Source organism: Pseudomonas sp. MB-090624 (genome assembly GCF_003205245.1).
GTDB lineage: Bacteria > Pseudomonadota > Gammaproteobacteria > Pseudomonadales > Pseudomonadaceae > Aquipseudomonas > Aquipseudomonas juntendi.
Window position 1 is genome coordinate 50,038 of the sequence record NZ_QJRK01000023.1, and the last position, 19,148, is coordinate 69,185.

The following is a 19,148-nucleotide window of genomic DNA, read 5'->3' on the forward strand; positions in this document are numbered from 1 at the left end:
GGACGCAACCGTTGCGTCACGTTACAGTTACAAGCAGGCTCAAGCAGCCCGCCAGAATTTTACAAACGCCGCAGGAGAGATTCGCAATGGCTCAGCAGGGCAGTGGTCATCAGGCTCGCTATAAACGCATTCTACTCAAACTTAGCGGCGAGGCCCTGATGGGCTCGGAAGAGTTCGGGATCGATCCCAAGGTCCTGGATCGCATGGCGCTGGAAGTCGGCCAACTGGTCGGTATCGGTGTTCAGGTCGGCCTGGTGATCGGTGGTGGCAACCTGTTCCGTGGCGCGGCGCTCAGTGCAGCCGGCATGGACCGTGTTACCGGCGACCACATGGGGATGCTGGCCACCGTGATGAATGCCCTGGCCATGCGCGACGCGCTGGAGCGGGCGAACATCACTGCCATCGTCATGTCGGCGATCTCCATGGTGGGTGTCACCGATCATTACGACCGTCGCAAAGCCATGCGTCACCTCAACGCCAAGGAAGTCGTGATTTTCGCCGCCGGTACTGGCAACCCGTTCTTCACCACCGACTCTGCCGCTTGCCTGCGCGCCATCGAAATCGATGCCGACGTGGTATTGAAGGCAACCAAGGTCGATGGTGTATACACTGCAGATCCATTCAAAGACCCGCATGCCGAGAAGTTCGATCATCTGACCTACGATGAAGTGCTGGATCGCAAGCTGGGGGTAATGGATCTCACGGCAATCTGCCTGTGCCGCGACCACAAGATGCCGCTGCGCGTCTTCAACATGAACAAGCCCGGCGCCCTGCTGAACATCGTGCATGGCGGCGCGGAAGGAACTCTGATCGAGGAAGTCCAGAAATGATCAACGATATCAAGAAAGACGCGCAGGAGCGCATGACCAAGTCCCTCGAGGCCCTGGCTCGCAACCTGGCGGCCATCCGTACGGGTCGCGCTCACCCAAGCATCCTGGATACCGTCAGGGTCACTGCCTGGGGCAGCGAGATGCCGCTGAACCAGGTGGCTGCAATCACCGTCGAAGATGCCCGCACGCTGAAGATCGTCGCCCACGACAAGAACCTCAGCGCGGCTATCGAAAAAGCCATCCTCACCTCTGACCTGGGCCTGAACCCGTCCAGCGCCGGTACCACCATTCGCGTGCCGATGCCGGCCCTGACCGAGGAAACCCGCAAGGGCTATACCAAGCAGGCCAGCGCTGTTGCCGAAGACGCCAAGGTAGCCGTGCGCAACGTGCGCCGCGACGCCCTGGCCGACCTGAAGAAGCTGACCAAGGACAAGGAAATCAGCGAAGACGAAGAGCGTCGCGCCGCTGATGACATCCAGAAGCTGACCGACAAGTTCGTTGCCGAAGTCGATGCTGCCTTCAAGGCCAAGGAAAAGGACCTGATGGCCGTCTGAGGCCGGGGTTTTTTAATGGAAAAGACCAAGCCAGCGGTGCCGTCCTCGGTGCCGCGTCATGTCGCGATCATCATGGACGGCAACAACCGCTGGGCAAAAAAACGCCTGCTGCCCGGCGTTGCCGGGCACAAGGCGGGTGTCGACGCCGTTCGCGCGGTCATCGAAGTCTGTGCCCAGTCCGGGGTCGAGGTGCTGACCCTGTTCGCCTTCTCCAGTGAAAACTGGCAGCGCCCCGCCGAAGAAGTCGGTGCGCTGATGGAGCTGTTCTTCTCGGCCCTGCGCCGTGAGGCCAAGCGCCTCAACGAAAACAATATCAGCCTGCGTATCATCGGTGACCGCTCGCGGTTCCACCCGGAGTTGCAGGCTGCCATGCGTGAGGCCGAGGCGCTGACCGCCGGCAACAACCGCTTCATCCTGCAAATCGCTGCCAATTACGGCGGCCAGTGGGACATTGCCCAGGCCGCGCAACGGCTGGCGCGGGAAGTGCAAGCCGGGCACCTGCGCCCGGACGACATTACCCCTGGCCTGCTGCAGACGTGCCTGGCAACCGGTGAGCTGCCGTTACCGGACCTGTGTATCCGCACCGGTGGCGAGCATCGCATCAGCAATTTCCTGCTGTGGCAGCTGGCATATGCCGAGCTGTATTTCTCCGACCTGTACTGGCCGGACTTCAAACACGAGGCCATGCGTAAAGCCCTGGCCGATTTCGCTTCGCGCCAGCGCCGCTTTGGTAAGACCAGCGAGCAGGTCGAGGCTGGAGCTCGTGCTTAATGCTTAAACAACGCATCATTACCGCGCTGATCCTGCTGCCGGTTGCGCTGGGTGGTTTCTTCCTGCTCAACGGTGGGGATTTTGCCCTGTTCATCGGCTTCGTAGTGACCCTCGGTGCCTGGGAGTGGGCGCGCCTGGCCGGCCTGATGGCCCAGCCGCTGCGCATTGCCTACGCCCTGGTGGTGGCCGGGGCGCTGATGCTGCTGTACATCCTGCCGGAGCTGGCCCCCTGGGTGCTCGGCGCCGCAGTGATCTGGTGGGGGTTGGCGACCTGGCTGGTGCTGACCTATCCACGCAGCAGCGAGTTGTGGGCCAGTGCTGCCTGCCGGCTGCTGATCGGCCTGCTGGTATTGCTGCCCGCCTGGCAGGGGTTGGTGCTGCTCAAGCACTGGCCGCTGGGCAACTGGCTGATTCTCTCGGTCATGGTGCTGGTGTGGGCTGCCGACATCGGCGCGTACTTCTCTGGCCGTGCATTCGGCAAGCGCAAGCTGGCCCCGCAGGTCAGCCCCGGCAAGAGCTGGGAAGGCGTGTATGGCGGGCTGGCGGTCAGCTTGCTGATCACCCTCGGTGTGGGCATAAGCCGCGACTGGGGCGTTGGCCAGGTGCTGCTCGGTTTGCTGGGTGCTGCGCTGCTGGTGATGGCCTCGGTGGTCGGTGACCTGACCGAGAGCATGTTCAAGCGCCGCTCCGGCATCAAGGACAGCAGCAACCTGCTCCCCGGTCACGGCGGTGTGCTCGACCGCATCGACAGCCTGACGGCAGCGATCCCGATCTTTGCCGTGTTGTTGTGGGCTGCCGAATGGGGTGTCATGTGACTCGCCCGCAACGTATCACCGTGCTCGGTGCCACCGGCTCCATCGGCCTGAGCACCCTGGACGTGATTGCCCGGCACCCTGATCGCTACCAGGCGTTCGCCCTCAGTGGCTATTCGCGTGTGGACGAACTGCTGGCCCTGTGCGTGCGCCACCGCCCGGCGTTCGCCGTGGTGCCGAGCAGTGAAGCGGCCATGCGGTTGCGTGTAGGTCTGGCGGCGGCCGGTTGTGCAACCGAGGTGCTCGAAGGCGACGCCGGGCTGTGCCAGGTGGCATCGGCAAGTGAAGTGGACGCCGTGATGGCGGCCATCGTCGGGGCTGCCGGCTTGCGGCCCACCTTGGCGGCTGTTGAGGCGGGCAAGAAGGTCCTGCTGGCCAACAAGGAAGCACTGGTGATGTCAGGGGCCCTGTTCATGGACGCCGTGCGGCGCCATGGCGCCGTGCTGCTGCCGATCGACAGCGAGCACAACGCTATCTTCCAGTGCATGCCTGGCGACTATGCCCGTGGCCTGAGTGCGGTGGGGGTGCGGCGGATCCTGCTGACGGCTTCCGGTGGCCCGTTCCGTGAAACGCCCGTCGAAGCGCTGATGGGGGTGACCCCGGAGCAAGCCTGTGCGCACCCTAACTGGTCGATGGGGCGCAAGATCTCCGTGGATTCGGCCAGCATGATGAACAAAGGGCTGGAACTGATCGAAGCCTGTTGGCTGTTCGATGCTGCGCCGGCCAAGGCCGAAGTGGTGGTGCACCCGCAGAGCGTGATCCACTCGCTGGTCGACTACGTGGATGGCTCGGTCCTTGCCCAGCTGGGCAACCCGGACATGCGCACCCCGATCGCCAACGCCCTGGCCTGGCCCGAGCGGATCGACTCCGGGGTGGCGCCGCTGGACCTGTTCGCCGTCGCCCGTCTGGATTTCCAGGCGCCCGACGAACAACGCTTCCCTTGCCTGCGCCTCGCGCGGCAGGCTGCCGAAGCCGGCAACAGTGCCCCTGCCGTGCTCAATGCCGCCAACGAAGTGGCGGTGCAAGCATTTCTCGAGCGGCGTATTCGCTTCCCGGAGATCGCGGGTATGATCGAACAGGTACTCGAGCAGGAACCTGTGGTGCCCCTGCCTTCCCTGGACGCGGTATTCGCCGCCGACCAGCGGGCCCGGGAGCTTTCCCGGGAGTGGCTGCGCCGCCACGGCCGCTGATGCAGGCTCGCTACGGTGCGTGAGGGGGCAGGGTATTGCCCCGCCCCGCTGAATATCATTCGGAGATGGACATGACAGCGCTCTACATGATTATCGGCACCCTCGTGGCCCTGGGGGTGCTGGTGACCTTTCATGAATTCGGCCACTTCTGGGTCGCGCGCCGCTGTGGCGTGAAGGTGCTGCGTTTTTCGGTGGGCTTCGGCACGCCGCTGCTGCGCTGGCATGACCGCCATGGCACCGAGTTCGTCGTGGCGGCGATCCCGCTGGGCGGCTACGTGAAGATGCTCGACGAGCGCGAAGGTGATGTGCCGCCGGCGTTGCTCGGCCAGTCGTTCAACCGCAAGCCGGTAGGCCAGCGTATCGCCATTGTCGCGGCCGGCCCGATCGCCAATTTCCTGCTGGCAATCGTGTTCTTCTGGCTGCTGGCGATGCTGGGTACCCAACAGGTTCGCCCGGTCATTGGTAGCGTCGATGCCGGTAGCCTGGCGGCGTCCGCCGGGCTGGCCGCAGGTCAGGAAATCGTCTCTGTGGACGGCAAGCCGACCAGCGGTTGGGCGGCGGTCAACCTGCAGCTGGTGCGGCGCCTGGGCGAGAGCGGCACCTTGCAGGTTGGCGTGCGCGACGATGGCGCCAGTGCCGAGCGCCAGTTGCAGGTCAAGCTGGACAGCTGGTTGAAGGGCGCCGATGAGCCAGACCCGATCCAGTCCCTTGGGCTGCACCCATGGCGCCCGGCGATTGCGCCGGTGCTGGCCGAGGTCGACCCGAAAGGGCCGGCTGCCGCTGCGGGCCTCAAGAGTGGTGACAAGCTGCTGGCGGTCGACGGCGTTGCCGTGACCGAATGGCAGCAGGTGGTCGACAGTGTACGTGCCCGGCCGGATGCCAAGGTGCAGGTCCGCGTGGAGCGCGACGGTGCTGCCCTCGACGTGCCGGTGGTCCTGGCCCACAAGGGCGAGGGCAAGGCCGTTGCCGGGTACCTGGGGGCCGGGGTCAAAGGTGGCGAATGGCCTGCCAGCATGCTTCGCGAAGTCAGCTATGGCCCGCTGGAGGCGGTGGGCGAGGGCTTGTCACGCACCTGGAACATGAGTGTCCTGACCCTCGAATCGCTGAAGAAAATGCTGTTCGGGGAGCTCTCGGTAAAAAACTTGAGTGGACCGATAACCATTGCTAAAGTGGCGGGCGCTTCAGCCCAGTCCGGCATCGGGGATTTCCTGAATTTCCTCGCCTACCTGAGCATAAGCCTGGGGGTTCTTAACCTGCTGCCCATCCCGGTACTCGATGGGGGGCATTTGCTGTTTTATCTGGTCGAGTGGGCGCGCGGTCGTCCGCTGTCGGATCGGGTGCAAGGTTGGGGGGTCCAGATCGGTATCAGTTTGGTCATAGGGGTGATGTTGCTCGCCCTGATCAACGATCTGGGTCGACTATAAAGCTTCGCTCAATTGCGAACCCGCCGTTTTTTCACGGCGGGTTGTTTATTGCCAGTTGGAATAAAAGGACTTCATGAAACGTCTGCTGCTAACTGCGGTCATGTCCGCACTGATGATCGCTGAAGTTCACGCCGAGTCCTTCACCATCTCCGATATTCGCGTCAACGGCCTGCAGCGGGTATCCGCCGGCAGCGTGTTCGGTGCCTTGCCGCTGAACGTCGGTGACCAGGCTGATGACCGCCGCCTGGTGGACTCGACCCGTTCCCTGTTCAAGACCGGGTTCTTCCAGGACATCCAGTTGAACCGCGATGGCAATGTGCTGATCATCAACGTGGTCGAGCGCCCGTCGGTGTCGAGCATCGAGATCGAAGGCAACAAGGCGATCAGCACCGATGACCTGATGAAAGGCCTGAAGCAATCCGGCCTGGCCGAAGGCGAGATCTTCCAGCGTGCCACCCTTGAAGGCGTGCGTAACGAACTGCAGCGCCAGTACGTGGCCCAGGGCCGCTACTCGGCCGAGGTCGACGCCGAGGTGGTGCCGCAGCCGCGCAACCGCGTGGCACTGAAGATCAAGATCAACGAAGGCACGGTCGCGGCCATCCAGCACATCAACATCGTCGGCAACAACGTGTTCGACGACGATACCCTGGGCCAGTTGTTCGAGCTGAAAACCACCAACTGGCTGTCGTTCTTCAAGAACGACGACAAGTACGCCCGCGAAAAGCTGTCCGGTGACCTTGAGCGCCTGCGTTCCTACTACCTGGACCGCGGCTACATCAACATGGACATCGCCTCGACCCAGGTGTCGATCACGCCAGACAAGAAGCACGTCTACATCACCGTCAACATCAACGAAGGCGAGAAGTACACCGTTCGCGACGTGAAGCTGTCCGGTGACCTCAAGGTGCCGGAAGACCAGGTCAAGTCGCTGCTGCTGGTGCAGCCTGGCCAGGTATTCTCGCGCAAGGTGATGACCACCACGTCCGAGCTGATCACCCGCCGCCTGGGCAACGAGGGCTACACTTTCGCCAACGTCAACGGCGTGCCACAGCCGAACGAACAGGACCACACGGTAGACATCATGTTCGTGGTCGACCCGGGCAAGCGTGCCTACGTCAACCGCATCAACTACCGCGGTAACACCAAGACCGAAGACGAAGTGCTGCGTCGCGAAATGCGCCAGATGGAAGGCGGGTGGGCGTCGACCTACCTGATCGACCAGTCCAAGACCCGCCTCGAGCGCCTGGGCTTCTTCAAGGAAGTGAACGTCGAAACCCCACCGGTGCCGGGCACCGATGACCAGGTCGATGTCAACTACAGCGTAGAGGAGCAAGCCTCCGGTTCGATCACCGCCAGCGTCGGTTTCGCCCAGAGCGCGGGCCTGATCCTGGGTGGTTCGATCAGCCAGAGCAACTTCCTCGGCACCGGTAACAAGGTGTCCATCGGCTTGACCCGTTCGGAATACCAGACCCGCTACAACTTTGGCTTCGTGGATCCCTACTTCACTGCCGACGGCGTGAGCCTGGGCTACAACGCCTTCTACCGCAGCACCAACTACGATGACCTCGATGTCGACGTGGCCAGCTATGCGGTGGACAGCCTCGGTGCAGGTGTGAGCCTGGGCTACCCGATCAGCGAAACTTCGCGCCTGACCTACGGCCTGAGCGTGCAGCAGGACAAGATCAAGACCGGCAAGTACACCGTTGACGAGATCTTCGACTTCCTCGACCAGGAAGGCGACAACTTCCTCAACTTCAAGGCGTCGATCGGCTGGTCCGAGTCGACCTTGAACAAAGGTGTGCTGGCGACCCGCGGTCACTCGCAAAGCCTGACCCTGGAATCGACCATTCCAGGCAGCGACCTGTCGTTCTTCAAGCTCGACTACCGTGGCCAGTTGTTCCAGCCGATCAACAATGACTACACCCTGCGCCTGCACACCGAGCTGGGCTATGGTGATGGTTATGGCAGCACCTCCGGCCTGCCGTTCTACGAGAACTACTTCGCGGGTGGCTTCAACTCCGTCCGCGGCTTCAAAGACAGCAGCCTGGGGCCACGCAGCACGCCTAGCCGCGATCCGGATAAGGGCGGGCGGCCTGGCACCATTGCTGACCCGGACCAAGATCCGTTGCCATTTGGTGGCAACGTGCTGGTACAAGGTGGCGTCGAGCTCCTGTTCCCGCTGCCGTTCGTCAAGGACCAGCGTTCGCTGCGCACCTCCGTGTTCTGGGATGTGGGTAACGTGTTCGACACCAATTGCGGCAACAAGCCTGATTGCGAGAAGGTCGGTTTCTCGGGCATGGCCAGTTCGGTCGGCCTGGGCGTGACCTGGATTACTGCACTGGGCCCGCTGAGCTTCAGCCTGGCAATGCCGGTCAAGAAGCCGGACGATGCCGATACCCAGGTGTTCCAATTCTCTCTGGGCCAGACCTTCTAAGGTCGGCCCTTGCTTAACGACAACGGTTTATCCAGGAGTGCATCGTGCGTAAATTGGCTCAACTGGCCGTAGTGGCCGCGGCGCTGGTCGCCACCCCGGCTTTCGCCGAAATGAAGGTTGCCGTGCTGAACTATCAGATGGCCCTGCTGGAATCGGACGCCGCCAAGAAGTACGCGGTGGATGCCGAGAAGAAATTCGGCCCGCAACTGACCAAGCTGAAAAGCCTGGAAAGCAGCGCCAAGGGTATCCAGGACCGCCTGATCAAGGGCGGCGACAAGATGCAGCAGCAGGAGCGTGAGCGCCTGGAGCTCGAGTTCAAGCAAAAAGCCCGCGACTTCCAGTTCCAGTCCAAGGAGCTGAACGAAGCCAAGGCCGTTGCCGACCGTGACATGCTCAAGCAGCTGAAGCCGAAGCTGGATGGCGCTGTCGAGGAAGTGATCAAGAAAGGCGGTTACGACCTGGTTCTCGAGCGTGGCGCGGTTATCGATGTCAAACCTCAGTACGACATCACCCGCCAGGTCATCGAGCGCATGAACCAAGCCCGTTGATATGAGTGTGACCATGACGCTAGGCCAACTGGCCGAGGCCCTCGGTGCCACCCTGAAGGGGCCCGAGGCGCTGCAGATTACCGGGCTGGCCACCTTGCAAGAGGCTGGCCCCGGGCAGTTGACCTTCCTGGCCAACCCGCAGTACCGCAAGTACCTGGATAACTGCCAGGCCGGCGCGGTGCTGCTCAAGGCCGCGGACGCCGAAAGCTTTGCCGGCAATGCCCTGGTCGTGGCCGACCCGTACCTGGCTTATGCGCGCATTTCCCACCTGTTCGATCCGAAACCCAAGGCTGTGGCGGGAATCCATCCCAGCGCCGTGGTGGCCAAGGATGCCCAGGTAGATGCCAGCGCCAGCATCGGGCCGTTCGCGGTCATCGAAAGTGGCGCCCGTATCGGCGCCAACGTGAGCATTGGTGCACATTGCTTCATTGGTGCCCGTTGCGTGGTGGGTGAAGGCGGCTGGCTGGCACCGAGGGTCACGTTGTATCACGACGTCACCATCGGCAAGCGCGTGGTCATTCAGTCGGGTGCGGTGATCGGCGGCGAGGGCTTTGGCTTCGCCAACGAGAAGGGCATCTGGCGCAAGATCGCCCAGATTGGCGGCGTTACCATCGGCGATGATGTGGAAATCGGCGTCAACACGGCGGTCGACCGTGGCGCGCTGTCGGACACGCGCATCGGCGATGGGGTCAAGCTGGATAACCAGATCCAGATCGCCCACAACGTGCAGATCGGCGACCACACCGCCATGGCTGCGTGTGTCGGTATTTCCGGCAGCACGCGCATTGGCAAGCACTGCATGCTGGCGGGTGGCGTGGGGCTGGTGGGGCACATTGATATTTGCGATAACGTATTCATTTCCGGAATGACCATGGTTACCCGCTCGATTACCGAGCCGGGCTCCTATTCTTCCGGTACGGCCATGCAGCCATTGGCTGACTGGCGCAAGAGCGCCGCGCGTATCCGCCACCTGGACGATATGGCCAAGCGCCTCCAGCAGCTGGAAAAACGCGTCGATACCGTGACCTCAGGTGGCCAGCCGGCATCAGAAGGCTGATACCATTCCCTGAGCAAGAGTGAACAGTCGCTAGCTGGCTCCTCTTTGGATTGTAAAAGGAGCGTGCGGTCAGCACCTGCGCTCCCTATTCTTATTACAGGCTTCCCCCCCGAAATGATGGACATCAACGAGATTCGCGAATACCTGCCTCACCGTTACCCGTTCCTGCTGGTGGACCGCGTGACGGAGCTGGACTACGAGGCCCAGAGCATTCGTGCCTACAAGAATGTCAGCATCAACGAGCCGTTCTTCAATGGCCACTTCCCGGCGCACCCGATCATGCCGGGCGTCCTGATCATCGAAGCCATGGCCCAGGCGGCCGGTATCCTGGGTTTCAAGATGCTCGATGCCAAGCCTGCCGATGGCACCCTGTATTACTTCGTCGGCTCCGACAAGCTGCGTTTCCGCCAGCCGGTGCTGCCGGGTGACCAGTTGGTGCTGGAAGCCAAGTTCCTAAGCCGCAAGAGCATGATCTGGAAGTTCGAATGCCGCGCCCTGGTCGACGGCAAGCCGGTGTGCTCGGCAGAAATCACCTGCGCGGAACGCTCCCTATGAATTCGATTGATCCTCGGGCCATCATCGATCCCTCGGCCAAGCTCGCCGACGGTGTCGAGGTGGGCCCTTGGTCGATCGTGGGCCCCGATGTCGAGGTCGGGGAGGGCACCGTTATCGGCCCGCATGTTGTGTTGAAGGGGCCGACCCGCATCGGCAAGCACAACCGTATCTTTCAGTTTTCGTCGATTGGCGAAGACACCCCGGACCTCAAGTACAAGGGTGAGCCGACGCGCCTGGTGATTGGCGACCACAACGTGATCCGCGAAGGGGTGACCATTCACCGTGGGACCATTCAGGACCGTGCCGAAACCACCCTGGGTGACCACAACCTGATCATGGCCTATGCCCACATCGGCCACGACAGCGTCATCGGTAACCACTGCATTCTGGTCAACAACACGGCCCTTGCCGGGCATGTGCATGTGGGCGACTGGGCGATCCTGTCCGGCTACACCCTGGTGCACCAGTACTGCCATATCGGTGCCCACGCGTTTTCCGGCATGGGTACGGCAATCGGCAAGGACGTGCCGGCCTTCGTGACCGTGTTCGGTAGCCCGGCCGAAGCCCGCAGCATGAACTTCGAGGGCATGCGCCGGCGCGGTTTCAGCGCCGAAGTGATCCACGTGCTGCGCCGCTGCTACAAGATTGTCTATCGTCAGGGCCTTACCGTCGAAGACGCACTCAAGGAGCTGGCCGAGCCTGCTGCGCTGCACCCTGAGGTCGAGCTGTTCCGCCAGTCGATCGTGAACTCCGCTCGCGGCATCACTCGCTGACATGGCCCGGCTTTGCGTAGCGCTGGTGGCCGGTGAGGCCAGCGGCGATATTCTGGGTTCAGGCCTGATGCGTGCCCTCAGGGAGCGCCACCCCGACATACGCTTTATCGGGGTGGGCGGCCCCTTGATGGAAGCCGAAGGCCTGCAATCCTATTTCCCGATGGAACGCCTGGCGGTCATGGGCCTGGTGGAGGTGCTGGGGCGCCTGCGCGAGCTGCTCAAGCGGCGCAAACTGCTGATCCAGACACTGATCGATGAAAAGCCGGATGTGTTCATCGGTATCGATGCGCCTGACTTTACCCTCAACATCGAGCTGAAACTGCGGCAGGCCGGGATCAAGACCGTGCACTACGTCAGCCCGTCGGTCTGGGCCTGGCGGCAGAAGCGGGTGCTGAAGATCCGCGAAGGCTGCGACCTGATGCTGACCCTGCTGCCGTTCGAGGCGCGGTTCTATGAAGAGCAGGGCGTGCCGGTGCGCTTTGTCGGCCACCCGCTGGCCGACACCATCCCGCTGCAAGCCGACCGCACAGCTGCGCGTGCCGCCCTGAGCCTGGGCGAGGGCCCGGTGGTGGCCCTGATGCCGGGCAGCCGTGGCGGCGAGGTTGGCCGCCTGGGGGCGTTGTTCCTCGATGCTGCCGAGCGCCTGTGCCACCACGTACCGGGCGTGCGCTTCGTACTGCCGTGTGCCAACGCGGCGCGGCGCGCGCAGGTCGAGCAGATGCTCGAAGGGCGGCAGTTGCCGCTGATGCTGCTCGATGGCCAGTCGCACCAGGCCCTGGCCGCCTGCGATGCGGTGTTGATCGCTTCGGGTACCGCCACCCTCGAAGCCTTGCTGTACAAGCGGCCGATGGTGGTGGCTTACCGCCTGGCGCCGCTGACCTACTGGATTCTCAAGCGGCTGGTGAAAAGCCCCTACGTGTCGTTGCCCAACCTGTTGGCGCAGCGTGAGCTGGTGCCTGAACTGCTGCAGGACGCTGCCACCAGCGAGGCGTTGGCCAATACCCTGGTACCGTTGTTGCGCGATGGGAGCCGGCAGACCGAACGTTTCGACGAAATTCACCGCACCCTGCGCCGCGACGCCTCCAATCAGGCGGCCGAGGCGGTGCTGGCCCTGCTCAAGGACCGCTGACATGCAATTTGGACTGGACTTCAACCTGGTCGAAGACCTGGTCGCCGGCGTTGACGAAGTGGGCCGTGGCCCGCTGTGTGGCGCGGTGGTAACGGCAGCGGTGATCCTCGACCCAACCCGGCCGATCCTCGGCCTGAACGATTCGAAAAAACTCACGCAAGCCAAGCGCGAGGCCCTTTTCGACGAGATTTGCGAAAAGGCCCTGAGCTTTTGTATCGCCCGTGCCGAGGTCGAGGAAATCGACCGGCTCAATATCCTGCAGGCCACCATGCTGGCCATGCAGCGCGCGGTCGAAGGCCTGCACGTTACACCGAAGCTTGCGCTGATCGACGGCAACCGCTGCCCGAAACTGGCCGTGCCGGCAGCGCCGGTGGTCAAGGGCGATAGCCAGGTCCCGGCGATTGCGGCAGCCTCGATTCTGGCCAAGGTCAGCCGTGACCGTGAAATGAGCGCGTTCGAGCTGATCTACCCGGGTTACGGTATCGGCGGGCACAAGGGCTACCCCACGCCGGTACATCTGGAGGCTTTGGCCCGGCTTGGGCCTACGCCCATTCATCGGCGTTCGTTCGCACCGGTGCGGGCCGCCTGGGACGCGCGTGAGGGCGTCATCGGTTCGCTGGTCTGACCAATGGGGCGTTATCGGGGCCCTTGCAGGCGCTTTAGCCGCGAACACCGGCACAGCCGGTGCCGTGCACCGCGTCGCCTGCTTCGCGGGCAAGCCCGCTCCCACAAGGAATCGCGCAGGCTTTTCAAATTTTGAGAAAGGCAGTTGCTCCTACACGCAGCCCCAAAACCCCCGCGCAATTAAGCTACAATCCCGCCCTTGTCGTTCAGCACTGCTACAGGATCTCCCATGTCGGTTCCCTTCGTTCACCTGCGCGTCCACTCTGAATTCTCGCTGGTTGACGGCCTGGTGCGGATCAAGCCGCTGGCCAAGGCGCTGGCCGGGATGAACATGCCGGCAGTGGCCATTACCGACCAGAGCAACATGTGCTCGCTGGTGAAGTTCTACAAGACGGCCATGGGCGCCGGCATCAAACCGATCTGTGGTGCAGACCTGTGGCTGGCCGGCGCCGACCCGGAAGCGCCGCTGTCGCGCATCTGCCTGCTGGCCATGAACCCCAAGGGCTATCGCAACCTCACCGAGCTGATCTCGCGCGGCTGGACCGACGGCCAGCGCAACGGCCTGGTGATCCTGCAGCGTGAATGGATCGCGCCGGCCAGCGAAGGCCTGATCGCCTTGTCGGCAGGCAAGGAAGGTGACATCGGCATGGCCCTGCTGGCCGGCCGTGACGACGAAGCCCAGGCCCTGCTGCAAGACTGGATGGGCATGTTTCCCGAGCGCTTCTACGTAGAAGTGCAGCGCACCAACCGCGCCCGCGACGAGGAATATGTGCATGCTGCCGTGGCCCTGGCCGACAGGCTCGGCGCGCCGCTGGTGGCCACCAACGACGTGCGTTTCATCAAGCAGTCCGATTTCGACGCCCATGAAACCCGGGTTTGCATCGGTGAAGGCTGGACCCTAGACGACCCTCGCCGGCCGCGTTGCTACAGCGACCAGCAGTACCTCAAGTCGTCCGAGGAAATGGCCGAGCTGTTCAGCGACCTGCCCGATGCCATCGCCAACACCGTCGAAATCGCCAAGCGTTGCAACATCCAGGTGCAGCTGGGCAAGTACTTCCTGCCCGACTTCCCCACGCCCAACGGCATGGGCATCGACGACTACCTGCGGCACGTGTCCCACGAGGGCCTGGAAGAGCGCCTGGCGGTCCTGTGGCCGAAGGAGACCACGCCCAATTACGAAGAGAAGCGCCAGGTTTACCTTGACCGGCTGAAGTTCGAACTGGACATCATCATCCAGATGGGCTTCCCCGGTTACTTCCTGATCGTGATGGACTTCATCAAGTGGGCCAAGAACAACGACGTGCCGGTAGGCCCTGGCCGTGGTTCGGGCGCAGGTTCGCTGGTGGCCTATGTGCTGAAGATCACCGACCTCGACCCGCTGGCCTATGACCTGCTGTTCGAGCGCTTCCTCAACCCTGAACGTATTTCCATGCCCGACTTCGACGTCGACTTCTGCATGGATGGCCGTGACCGGGTGATCGACTATGTGGCCGAGGCTTATGGCCGCAACGCGGTCAGCCAGATCATCACCTTCGGCACCATGGCCGCCAAGGCGGTGGTGCGTGACGTGGCACGGGTTCAGGGCAAGTCCTACGGCCTGGCCGACCGCCTGTCGAAGATGATTCCGTTCGAAGTGGGCATGACCCTGGAGAAGGCCTACGAGCAGGAAGAGATCCTGCGTGACTTCCTCAAGGGTGACGAGGACGCCCGCGAAATCTGGGACATGGCGCTGAAGCTCGAAGGTGTGACCCGGGGTACCGGCAAGCACGCCGGTGGCGTGGTGATCGCCCCGACCAAGCTCACCGACTTCTCACCGATCGCCTGTGACGAAGAAGGCGGCGGCCTGGTAACCCAGTTCGACAAGGATGACGTCGAGGCGGCGGGGCTGGTGAAGTTCGACTTCCTCGGCCTGCGTACCCTGACCATCATCAAGTGGGCCATGGAGATCATCAACCGCGAGCAGGCCAAGAAAAACCTGCCCGACGTGAATATCGACTTCATCCCGCTGGACGACCGCAAAACCTACGAGCTGTTGCAGAAGGCCGAAACCACGGCGGTATTCCAGCTTGAATCGCGTGGCATGAAAGAGCTGATCAAGAAGCTCAAGCCCGACTGCCTGGAAGACCTCATCGCACTGGTGGCACTGTTCCGCCCCGGCCCGCTGCAATCGGGCATGGTGGACGACTTCATCAACCGCAAGCACGGCCGTGCCGAGCTGGCCTACCCGCACTCCGACTACCAGTACGAAGGCCTCAAGCCAGTGCTGGCCCCCACCTACGGCATCATCCTGTACCAGGAGCAGGTGATGCAGATTGCCCAGGTGATGGCCGGCTACACCCTCGGTGGCGCCGACATGCTGCGCCGGGCCATGGGCAAGAAAAAGCCCGAGGAAATGGCCAAGCAGCGCGGTGGTTTCATCGAAGGCTGCGTGGCCAACAATATCGATGCGGACCTGGCAGGCAACATCTTCGACCTGGTAGAGAAGTTCGCCGGTTACGGCTTCAACAAATCCCACTCCGCGGCCTACGGCCTGGTGTCGTACCAGACTGCCTGGCTGAAAACCCACTACCCGGCACCGTTCATGGCGGCGGTGCTGTCGGCGGACATGCACAACACCGACAAGGTCGTGGTGCTGGTGGAGGAGGTGCGCAGCATGAAGCTGCGCCTGGATGCGCCGGACGTGAACTTCTCCGATTTCAAGTTCACCGTGAACGACGACGGCCGTATCGTCTACGGCCTGGGCGCCATCAAGGGCGTCGGCGAAGGCCCGGTAGAGGCCATCGTCGAAGCCCGTGCCCAGGGCGGGCCGTTCAAGGACCTGTTCGACTTCTGTGAGCGCATCGACCTCAAACGGGTCAACAAGCGCACCCTCGATGCGCTGGTGCGCAGTGGCGCGCTGGACCGGTTGGGCCCGCATTTCCATGACGAAATCAAGGCCTACCATGCCCATATCGACATCAACCGGGCGACCTTGCTTTCGGCACTGGGTGAGGCCATCAAGGCCGCCGAGCAGGCCGCGCATACCGCGGACAGTGGCCATGTCGACTTGTTCGGGGGCATGTTCGACGCGGCGGATGTCGATGTTTACGCCAACCACCGCAAGGTGCGCGAGCTGACCCTGAAGGAACGCCTGAAAGGCGAAAAGGACACCTTGGGGCTGTACCTGACCGGCCACCCGATCGACGAGTACGAAACCGAGATTCGCCGCTTCGCCCGCCAGCGCATCATCGACCTCAAACCGTCGCGTGAAACCCAGACCATCGCCGGCATGATCATTGCGCTGCGGGTGATGAAGAACAAGAAGGGTGACAAGATGGGCTTCGTCACCCTGGATGACCGCTCCGGGCGGATCGAGGCCTCGCTGTTCGCCGACGCCTATATCGCGGCGCAGTCGTTGCTGCAGGCCGACGCCATGGTGGTGGTCGAAGGGGAGGTCAGCAATGACGACTTCTCCGGTGGCTTGCGCCTGCGGGTCAAGCAGGTCATGACCATGGAAGACGCGCGCACCAAGCTGGCCGAAAGCCTGCGCCTGAAGGTGGCACACGAAGCCTTGAAGGGCGACCGGCTGAAATGGCTGGGCGAACTGATCACCCGCCACCGCGGTGCCTGCCCGATCACGCTGGAGTACACCGGCAGTGACGCCAAGGCCATGTTGCAGTTTGGCGAGCAGTGGGCGATCGACCCTGCCGATGGGCTGATTCAGGCACTGCGTGACCAGTTCGGACGTGAGAACGTCTTCCTGCAATATCGTTGAACCGACAAAAATTTAATCTCGACCTGAATGCGCCTGATCCCTTAAGGTATGGCGCCAAACGGATCAACCGGCCGGCCGCCTGGCCGTAGACCCAAGACGGATGACTATGAACCCGAATTTTCTCGATTTCGAACAGCCGATTGCCGACCTGCAAGCCAAGATCGAAGGCCTGCGCCTGGTGGGTAACGACAATTCGCTGAACATCAGCGATGAAATTGCCCGTCTGCAAGACAAGAGCAACACCCTGACCGAAAGCATCTTCGGCAACCTGACCAGCTGGCAGATTGCACGCCTGGCGCGTCACCCACGTCGTCCCTACACCCTGGACTACCTGGAACACATCTTCACCGAGTTCGAAGAGCTGCACGGCGATCGCCACTTCTCCGATGATGCTGCCATCGTCGGCGGCACTGCGCGCCTGGATGGCAAGCCGGTCATGGTTATCGGCCACCAGAAAGGCCGCGAAGTACGCGAAAAGGTGCGCCGCAACTTCGGTATGCCGCGCCCTGAAGGTTACCGCAAGGCCTGCCGCCTGATGGAAATGGCCGAGCGCTTCAAGATGCCGATCCTGACCTTCATCGACACCCCGGGTGCCTACCCGGGCATCGACGCCGAAGAGCGCAACCAGAGCGAAGCCATCGCCTGGAACCTGCGGGTGATGGCGCGCCTGAAAACCCCGATCATCGCCACCGTGATCGGTGAAGGTGGGTCGGGCGGTGCACTGGCCATTGGTGTCTGCGACCAGCTGAACATGCTGCAGTACTCCACCTACTCGGTGATCTCGCCAGAAGGTTGCGCTTCGATCCTGTGGAAGACCGCCGACAAGGCTGCCGATGCTGCCGAAGCCATGGGCATTACCGCCGAGCGTCTGAAGAGCCTGAACATCGTCGACAAGGTCATCCAGGAGCCGCTGGGCGGCGCCCATCGTGACCCGGCTGCGATGTCGGAAAGCATCCGCGCTGACCTGGTGCAGCAGCTGGACATGCTCGGCAAGTTCGACAATGACGCGCTGCTGGCCCGTCGTTACGAGCGCCTGATGAGCTACGGTCTCTGATTCCGTGATGTGATCCGGGGGCCGCTTTGCGGCCCATTCGCCGGCAAGTCCGCGCTCTCATGATGTGGGAGCTGGCTTGCCGGCGAATGGGGTGCAAAGCACCCCCCGGCGATCTCAAGCCATGTGAGGCCTTCATGATCAACCTCACCCCCTGGCTCAACGCCCCCACCTGGTACATCGCCTTCTCCGGCGGCCTCGACTCTACCGTCCTCCTGCACCTGCTGGCCGACTACGCCCGCAGCCACGCAGCGCCGCCCTTGCGTGCGGTTCATGTCCACCATGGCCTGCAAGCCGCCGCTGACGCCTGGCCCGCCCATTGCCAGACCGTCTGCGCCAACCTTGGCATCGCACTCGAGGTAATCCACGTTCAGGTCAGCCCCGGCGCCAGCCTGGAACAGGCGGCCCGCGACGCCCGCTATGCGGCTTTCCAGCAAACCCTCGGTCCGGGCGACATTCTGTTCACCGGCCAGCACCGTGACGACCAGGCTGAAACCCTGCTGTTGCGCTTGCTGCGCGGCACCGGCCTGCGTGGCCTGGCGGCCATGCCGGGGCAGCGGCCGCTAGGGCAGGGCAGCCTGGTCAGGCCGTTGCTGGGCTGTGCCCGGCAGCAGTTGCAGGCCTATGCCCAGGCCCGCGGGCTGGCCTGGATCGACGACCCTTCGAACGCTGACACCCGTTTTGCCCGCAACTTTCTGCGCCGGAAGGTGATGCCGCAGTTGCAGCAGCGCTGGCCACAGGTTGGCCAGAATTTCGCCCGTGCCGCCGATCATCTGGGCGAGGCGCTGGGCCTGCTCGACGACCTGGCCCAGGGCGATCTGGTGACCGCGCAGCAGGGGGCGCCTGCCGCCTGGCCGGGGCTGGCCTCCCTCGACCTGGCTAGCCTGGTGGCGCTGTCGCCGGCGCGCCAGCGCAACGCCTTGCAGTACTGGCTGAGCCAACGCACGCGGCTGCCCGATACCCGCCACTGGGCGGGTTGGGCAGACCTGCGCGATGCCGCCGCCGATGCCCAGCCGGTGTGGCGGCTGACCGACGGGCAGTTGCAGCGTAGCCAAGGGCGCATCTGGTGGCTGAGTGGCGACTGGCTGCAGCCAGCCGCCGGTCAGCTGGCCTGGCCGGATCCAGGTGTGCCGTTGCCACTGCCGGGCAACGGTAACGTGCGGCTTGTTGGCGCAGCCGGGGTTGGCGGGCTGCGGGTTGGCTACCGCCAGGGCGGCGAAATACTGGAGGTGCCCGGGCGCGGCCGGCGCGACCTCAAGCGCCTGCTCAACGAGCAGCAGGTGCCGCATTTCCTGCGTGCGCGCCTGCCCTTGCTGTACCAGGGCGAGCGCCTGCTGGCAGTGGCCAATTTGCCCGGGCTGGGGCAGGCGGGTTGGCAGTTGCACTGGCAGTTACCGACGAACGCGCAAGGTTTGAGCTGAAGGGTACATTCGGGTAGACTACCCTCCCTTCTTGATACAGCTTCTGTGGGTTCCGCGAAAACACAGGAGTTGCCGATTACCAAGCAGTTTTTTGCTGGGCTGATTCTGAAATGACGAGCGAGCTCCATGCCGGGGATACCCCTGGTCTGTACAGACGCGGCAGTTGTTCGAGATGCACTGTGATTGACGCAGGTGATCGGGGGCTTCGGCCTTCCTTCGCT

At 63.1% G+C, this 19,148-nt stretch carries 16 protein-coding genes; all 16 read left to right on the top strand.

Annotation, left to right across the window (positions count from 1 at the left end):
- The first annotated feature begins 86 nt into the window (after positions 1-86).
- The 16 genes from pyrH (at position 87) to tilS (ending at position 18,927) form a co-directional block, all read left to right on the top strand.
- Positions 87-830: a UMP kinase gene (gene pyrH, locus DMX12_RS14480; protein ID WP_009686950.1), complete on the top strand. Its 744-nt coding sequence runs from the start codon at positions 87-89 to the stop codon at positions 828-830.
- A complete protein-coding gene (frr, locus tag DMX12_RS14485; protein ID WP_029886984.1) occupies positions 827-1,384 on the top strand; it encodes a ribosome recycling factor in 558 nt (185 codons plus the stop codon). The genes pyrH and frr overlap by 4 nt, the downstream gene beginning before the upstream one ends.
- Before the next feature lie 15 nt (positions 1,385-1,399).
- Positions 1,400-2,155, top strand: a complete 756-nt coding sequence (uppS, locus tag DMX12_RS14490) for a polyprenyl diphosphate synthase (protein WP_009686947.1) — start codon at positions 1,400-1,402, stop codon at positions 2,153-2,155.
- On the top strand, positions 2,155-2,970 hold the full coding sequence (locus DMX12_RS14495) for a phosphatidate cytidylyltransferase (protein ID WP_009686946.1): 816 nt from the start codon (positions 2,155-2,157) through the stop codon (positions 2,968-2,970). Before uppS ends, DMX12_RS14495 begins: the two co-directional genes overlap by 1 nt.
- Positions 2,967-4,157 (top strand): 1-deoxy-D-xylulose-5-phosphate reductoisomerase, encoded by a 1,191-nt coding sequence (gene ispC / locus DMX12_RS14500; RefSeq protein ID WP_110678257.1) that lies wholly within the window; start codon positions 2,967-2,969, stop codon positions 4,155-4,157. Before DMX12_RS14495 ends, ispC begins: the two co-directional genes overlap by 4 nt.
- Before the next feature lie 71 nt (positions 4,158-4,228).
- The gene (rseP, locus tag DMX12_RS14505) at positions 4,229-5,581 is read left to right on the top strand and encodes an RIP metalloprotease RseP (RefSeq protein WP_110678259.1); all 1,353 of its coding nucleotides are present in this window, start codon (positions 4,229-4,231) and stop codon (positions 5,579-5,581) included.
- Positions 5,582-5,654: 73 nt separating this feature from the next.
- Positions 5,655-8,015, top strand: coding sequence for an outer membrane protein assembly factor BamA (gene bamA / locus DMX12_RS14510; RefSeq protein ID WP_110678261.1), 2,361 nt, complete (start codon positions 5,655-5,657; stop codon positions 8,013-8,015).
- Between the two features lie 44 nt (positions 8,016-8,059).
- Positions 8,060-8,563, top strand: coding sequence for an OmpH family outer membrane protein (locus DMX12_RS14515; RefSeq protein WP_003252311.1), 504 nt, complete (start codon positions 8,060-8,062; stop codon positions 8,561-8,563).
- A 1-nt stretch (position 8,564) separates the two neighbouring features.
- Complete coding sequence (gene lpxD / locus DMX12_RS14520; protein WP_110678263.1) at positions 8,565-9,620, top strand: UDP-3-O-(3-hydroxymyristoyl)glucosamine N-acyltransferase; 1,056 nt, start codon at positions 8,565-8,567, stop codon at positions 9,618-9,620.
- A 114-nt stretch (positions 9,621-9,734) separates the two neighbouring features.
- Complete coding sequence (gene fabZ / locus DMX12_RS14525) at positions 9,735-10,175, top strand: 3-hydroxyacyl-ACP dehydratase FabZ (RefSeq protein WP_004375427.1); 441 nt, start codon at positions 9,735-9,737, stop codon at positions 10,173-10,175.
- A complete protein-coding gene (gene lpxA, locus DMX12_RS14530; RefSeq protein ID WP_009686941.1) occupies positions 10,172-10,948 on the top strand; it encodes an acyl-ACP--UDP-N-acetylglucosamine O-acyltransferase in 777 nt (258 codons plus the stop codon). The genes fabZ and lpxA overlap by 4 nt, the downstream gene beginning before the upstream one ends.
- Before the next feature lies 1 nt (position 10,949).
- Positions 10,950-12,077 (top strand): lipid-A-disaccharide synthase, encoded by a 1,128-nt coding sequence (lpxB, locus tag DMX12_RS14535; RefSeq protein WP_110678265.1) that lies wholly within the window; start codon positions 10,950-10,952, stop codon positions 12,075-12,077.
- 1 nt (position 12,078) lies between these two features.
- The gene (rnhB, locus tag DMX12_RS14540) at positions 12,079-12,702 is read left to right on the top strand and encodes a ribonuclease HII (RefSeq protein ID WP_029886977.1); all 624 of its coding nucleotides are present in this window, start codon (positions 12,079-12,081) and stop codon (positions 12,700-12,702) included.
- Positions 12,703-12,930: 228 nt separating this feature from the next.
- Positions 12,931-16,455, top strand: a complete 3,525-nt coding sequence (gene dnaE / locus DMX12_RS14550; RefSeq protein ID WP_009686938.1) for a DNA polymerase III subunit alpha — start codon at positions 12,931-12,933, stop codon at positions 16,453-16,455.
- Positions 16,456-16,561: 106 nt separating this feature from the next.
- Positions 16,562-17,509, top strand: coding sequence for an acetyl-CoA carboxylase carboxyltransferase subunit alpha (locus tag DMX12_RS14555; RefSeq protein ID WP_009686937.1), 948 nt, complete (start codon positions 16,562-16,564; stop codon positions 17,507-17,509).
- Positions 17,510-17,643: 134 nt separating this feature from the next.
- Complete coding sequence (gene tilS / locus DMX12_RS14560; RefSeq protein WP_110678267.1) at positions 17,644-18,927, top strand: tRNA lysidine(34) synthetase TilS; 1,284 nt, start codon at positions 17,644-17,646, stop codon at positions 18,925-18,927.
- Positions 18,928-19,148: the final 221 nt, after the last annotated feature.

Bases quoted from the DNA above. Each gene is read 5' to 3' on its own strand.
- lpxD (WP_110678263.1), top strand. From the start codon at position 8,565: ATGAGTGTGACCATGACGCTAGGCCAACTGGCCGAGGCCCTCGGTGCC.
- DMX12_RS14555 (WP_009686937.1), top strand. From the start codon at position 16,562: ATGAACCCGAATTTTCTCGATTTCGAACAGCCGATTGCCGACCTGCAA.
- tilS (WP_110678267.1), top strand. From the start codon at position 17,644: ATGATCAACCTCACCCCCTGGCTCAACGCCCCCACCTGGTACATCGCC.
- bamA (WP_110678261.1), top strand. From the start codon at position 5,655: ATGAAACGTCTGCTGCTAACTGCGGTCATGTCCGCACTGATGATCGCT.
- lpxB (WP_110678265.1), top strand. From the start codon at position 10,950: ATGGCCCGGCTTTGCGTAGCGCTGGTGGCCGGTGAGGCCAGCGGCGAT.
- dnaE (WP_009686938.1), top strand. From the start codon at position 12,931: ATGTCGGTTCCCTTCGTTCACCTGCGCGTCCACTCTGAATTCTCGCTG.
- rnhB (WP_029886977.1), top strand. From the start codon at position 12,079: ATGCAATTTGGACTGGACTTCAACCTGGTCGAAGACCTGGTCGCCGGC.
- DMX12_RS14495 (WP_009686946.1), top strand. From the start codon at position 2,155: ATGCTTAAACAACGCATCATTACCGCGCTGATCCTGCTGCCGGTTGCG.
- lpxA (WP_009686941.1), top strand. From the start codon at position 10,172: ATGAATTCGATTGATCCTCGGGCCATCATCGATCCCTCGGCCAAGCTC.
- uppS (WP_009686947.1), top strand. From the start codon at position 1,400: ATGGAAAAGACCAAGCCAGCGGTGCCGTCCTCGGTGCCGCGTCATGTC.
- frr (WP_029886984.1), top strand. From the start codon at position 827: ATGATCAACGATATCAAGAAAGACGCGCAGGAGCGCATGACCAAGTCC.
- rseP (WP_110678259.1), top strand. From the start codon at position 4,229: ATGACAGCGCTCTACATGATTATCGGCACCCTCGTGGCCCTGGGGGTG.
- fabZ (WP_004375427.1), top strand. From the start codon at position 9,735: ATGATGGACATCAACGAGATTCGCGAATACCTGCCTCACCGTTACCCG.
- pyrH (WP_009686950.1), top strand. From the start codon at position 87: ATGGCTCAGCAGGGCAGTGGTCATCAGGCTCGCTATAAACGCATTCTA.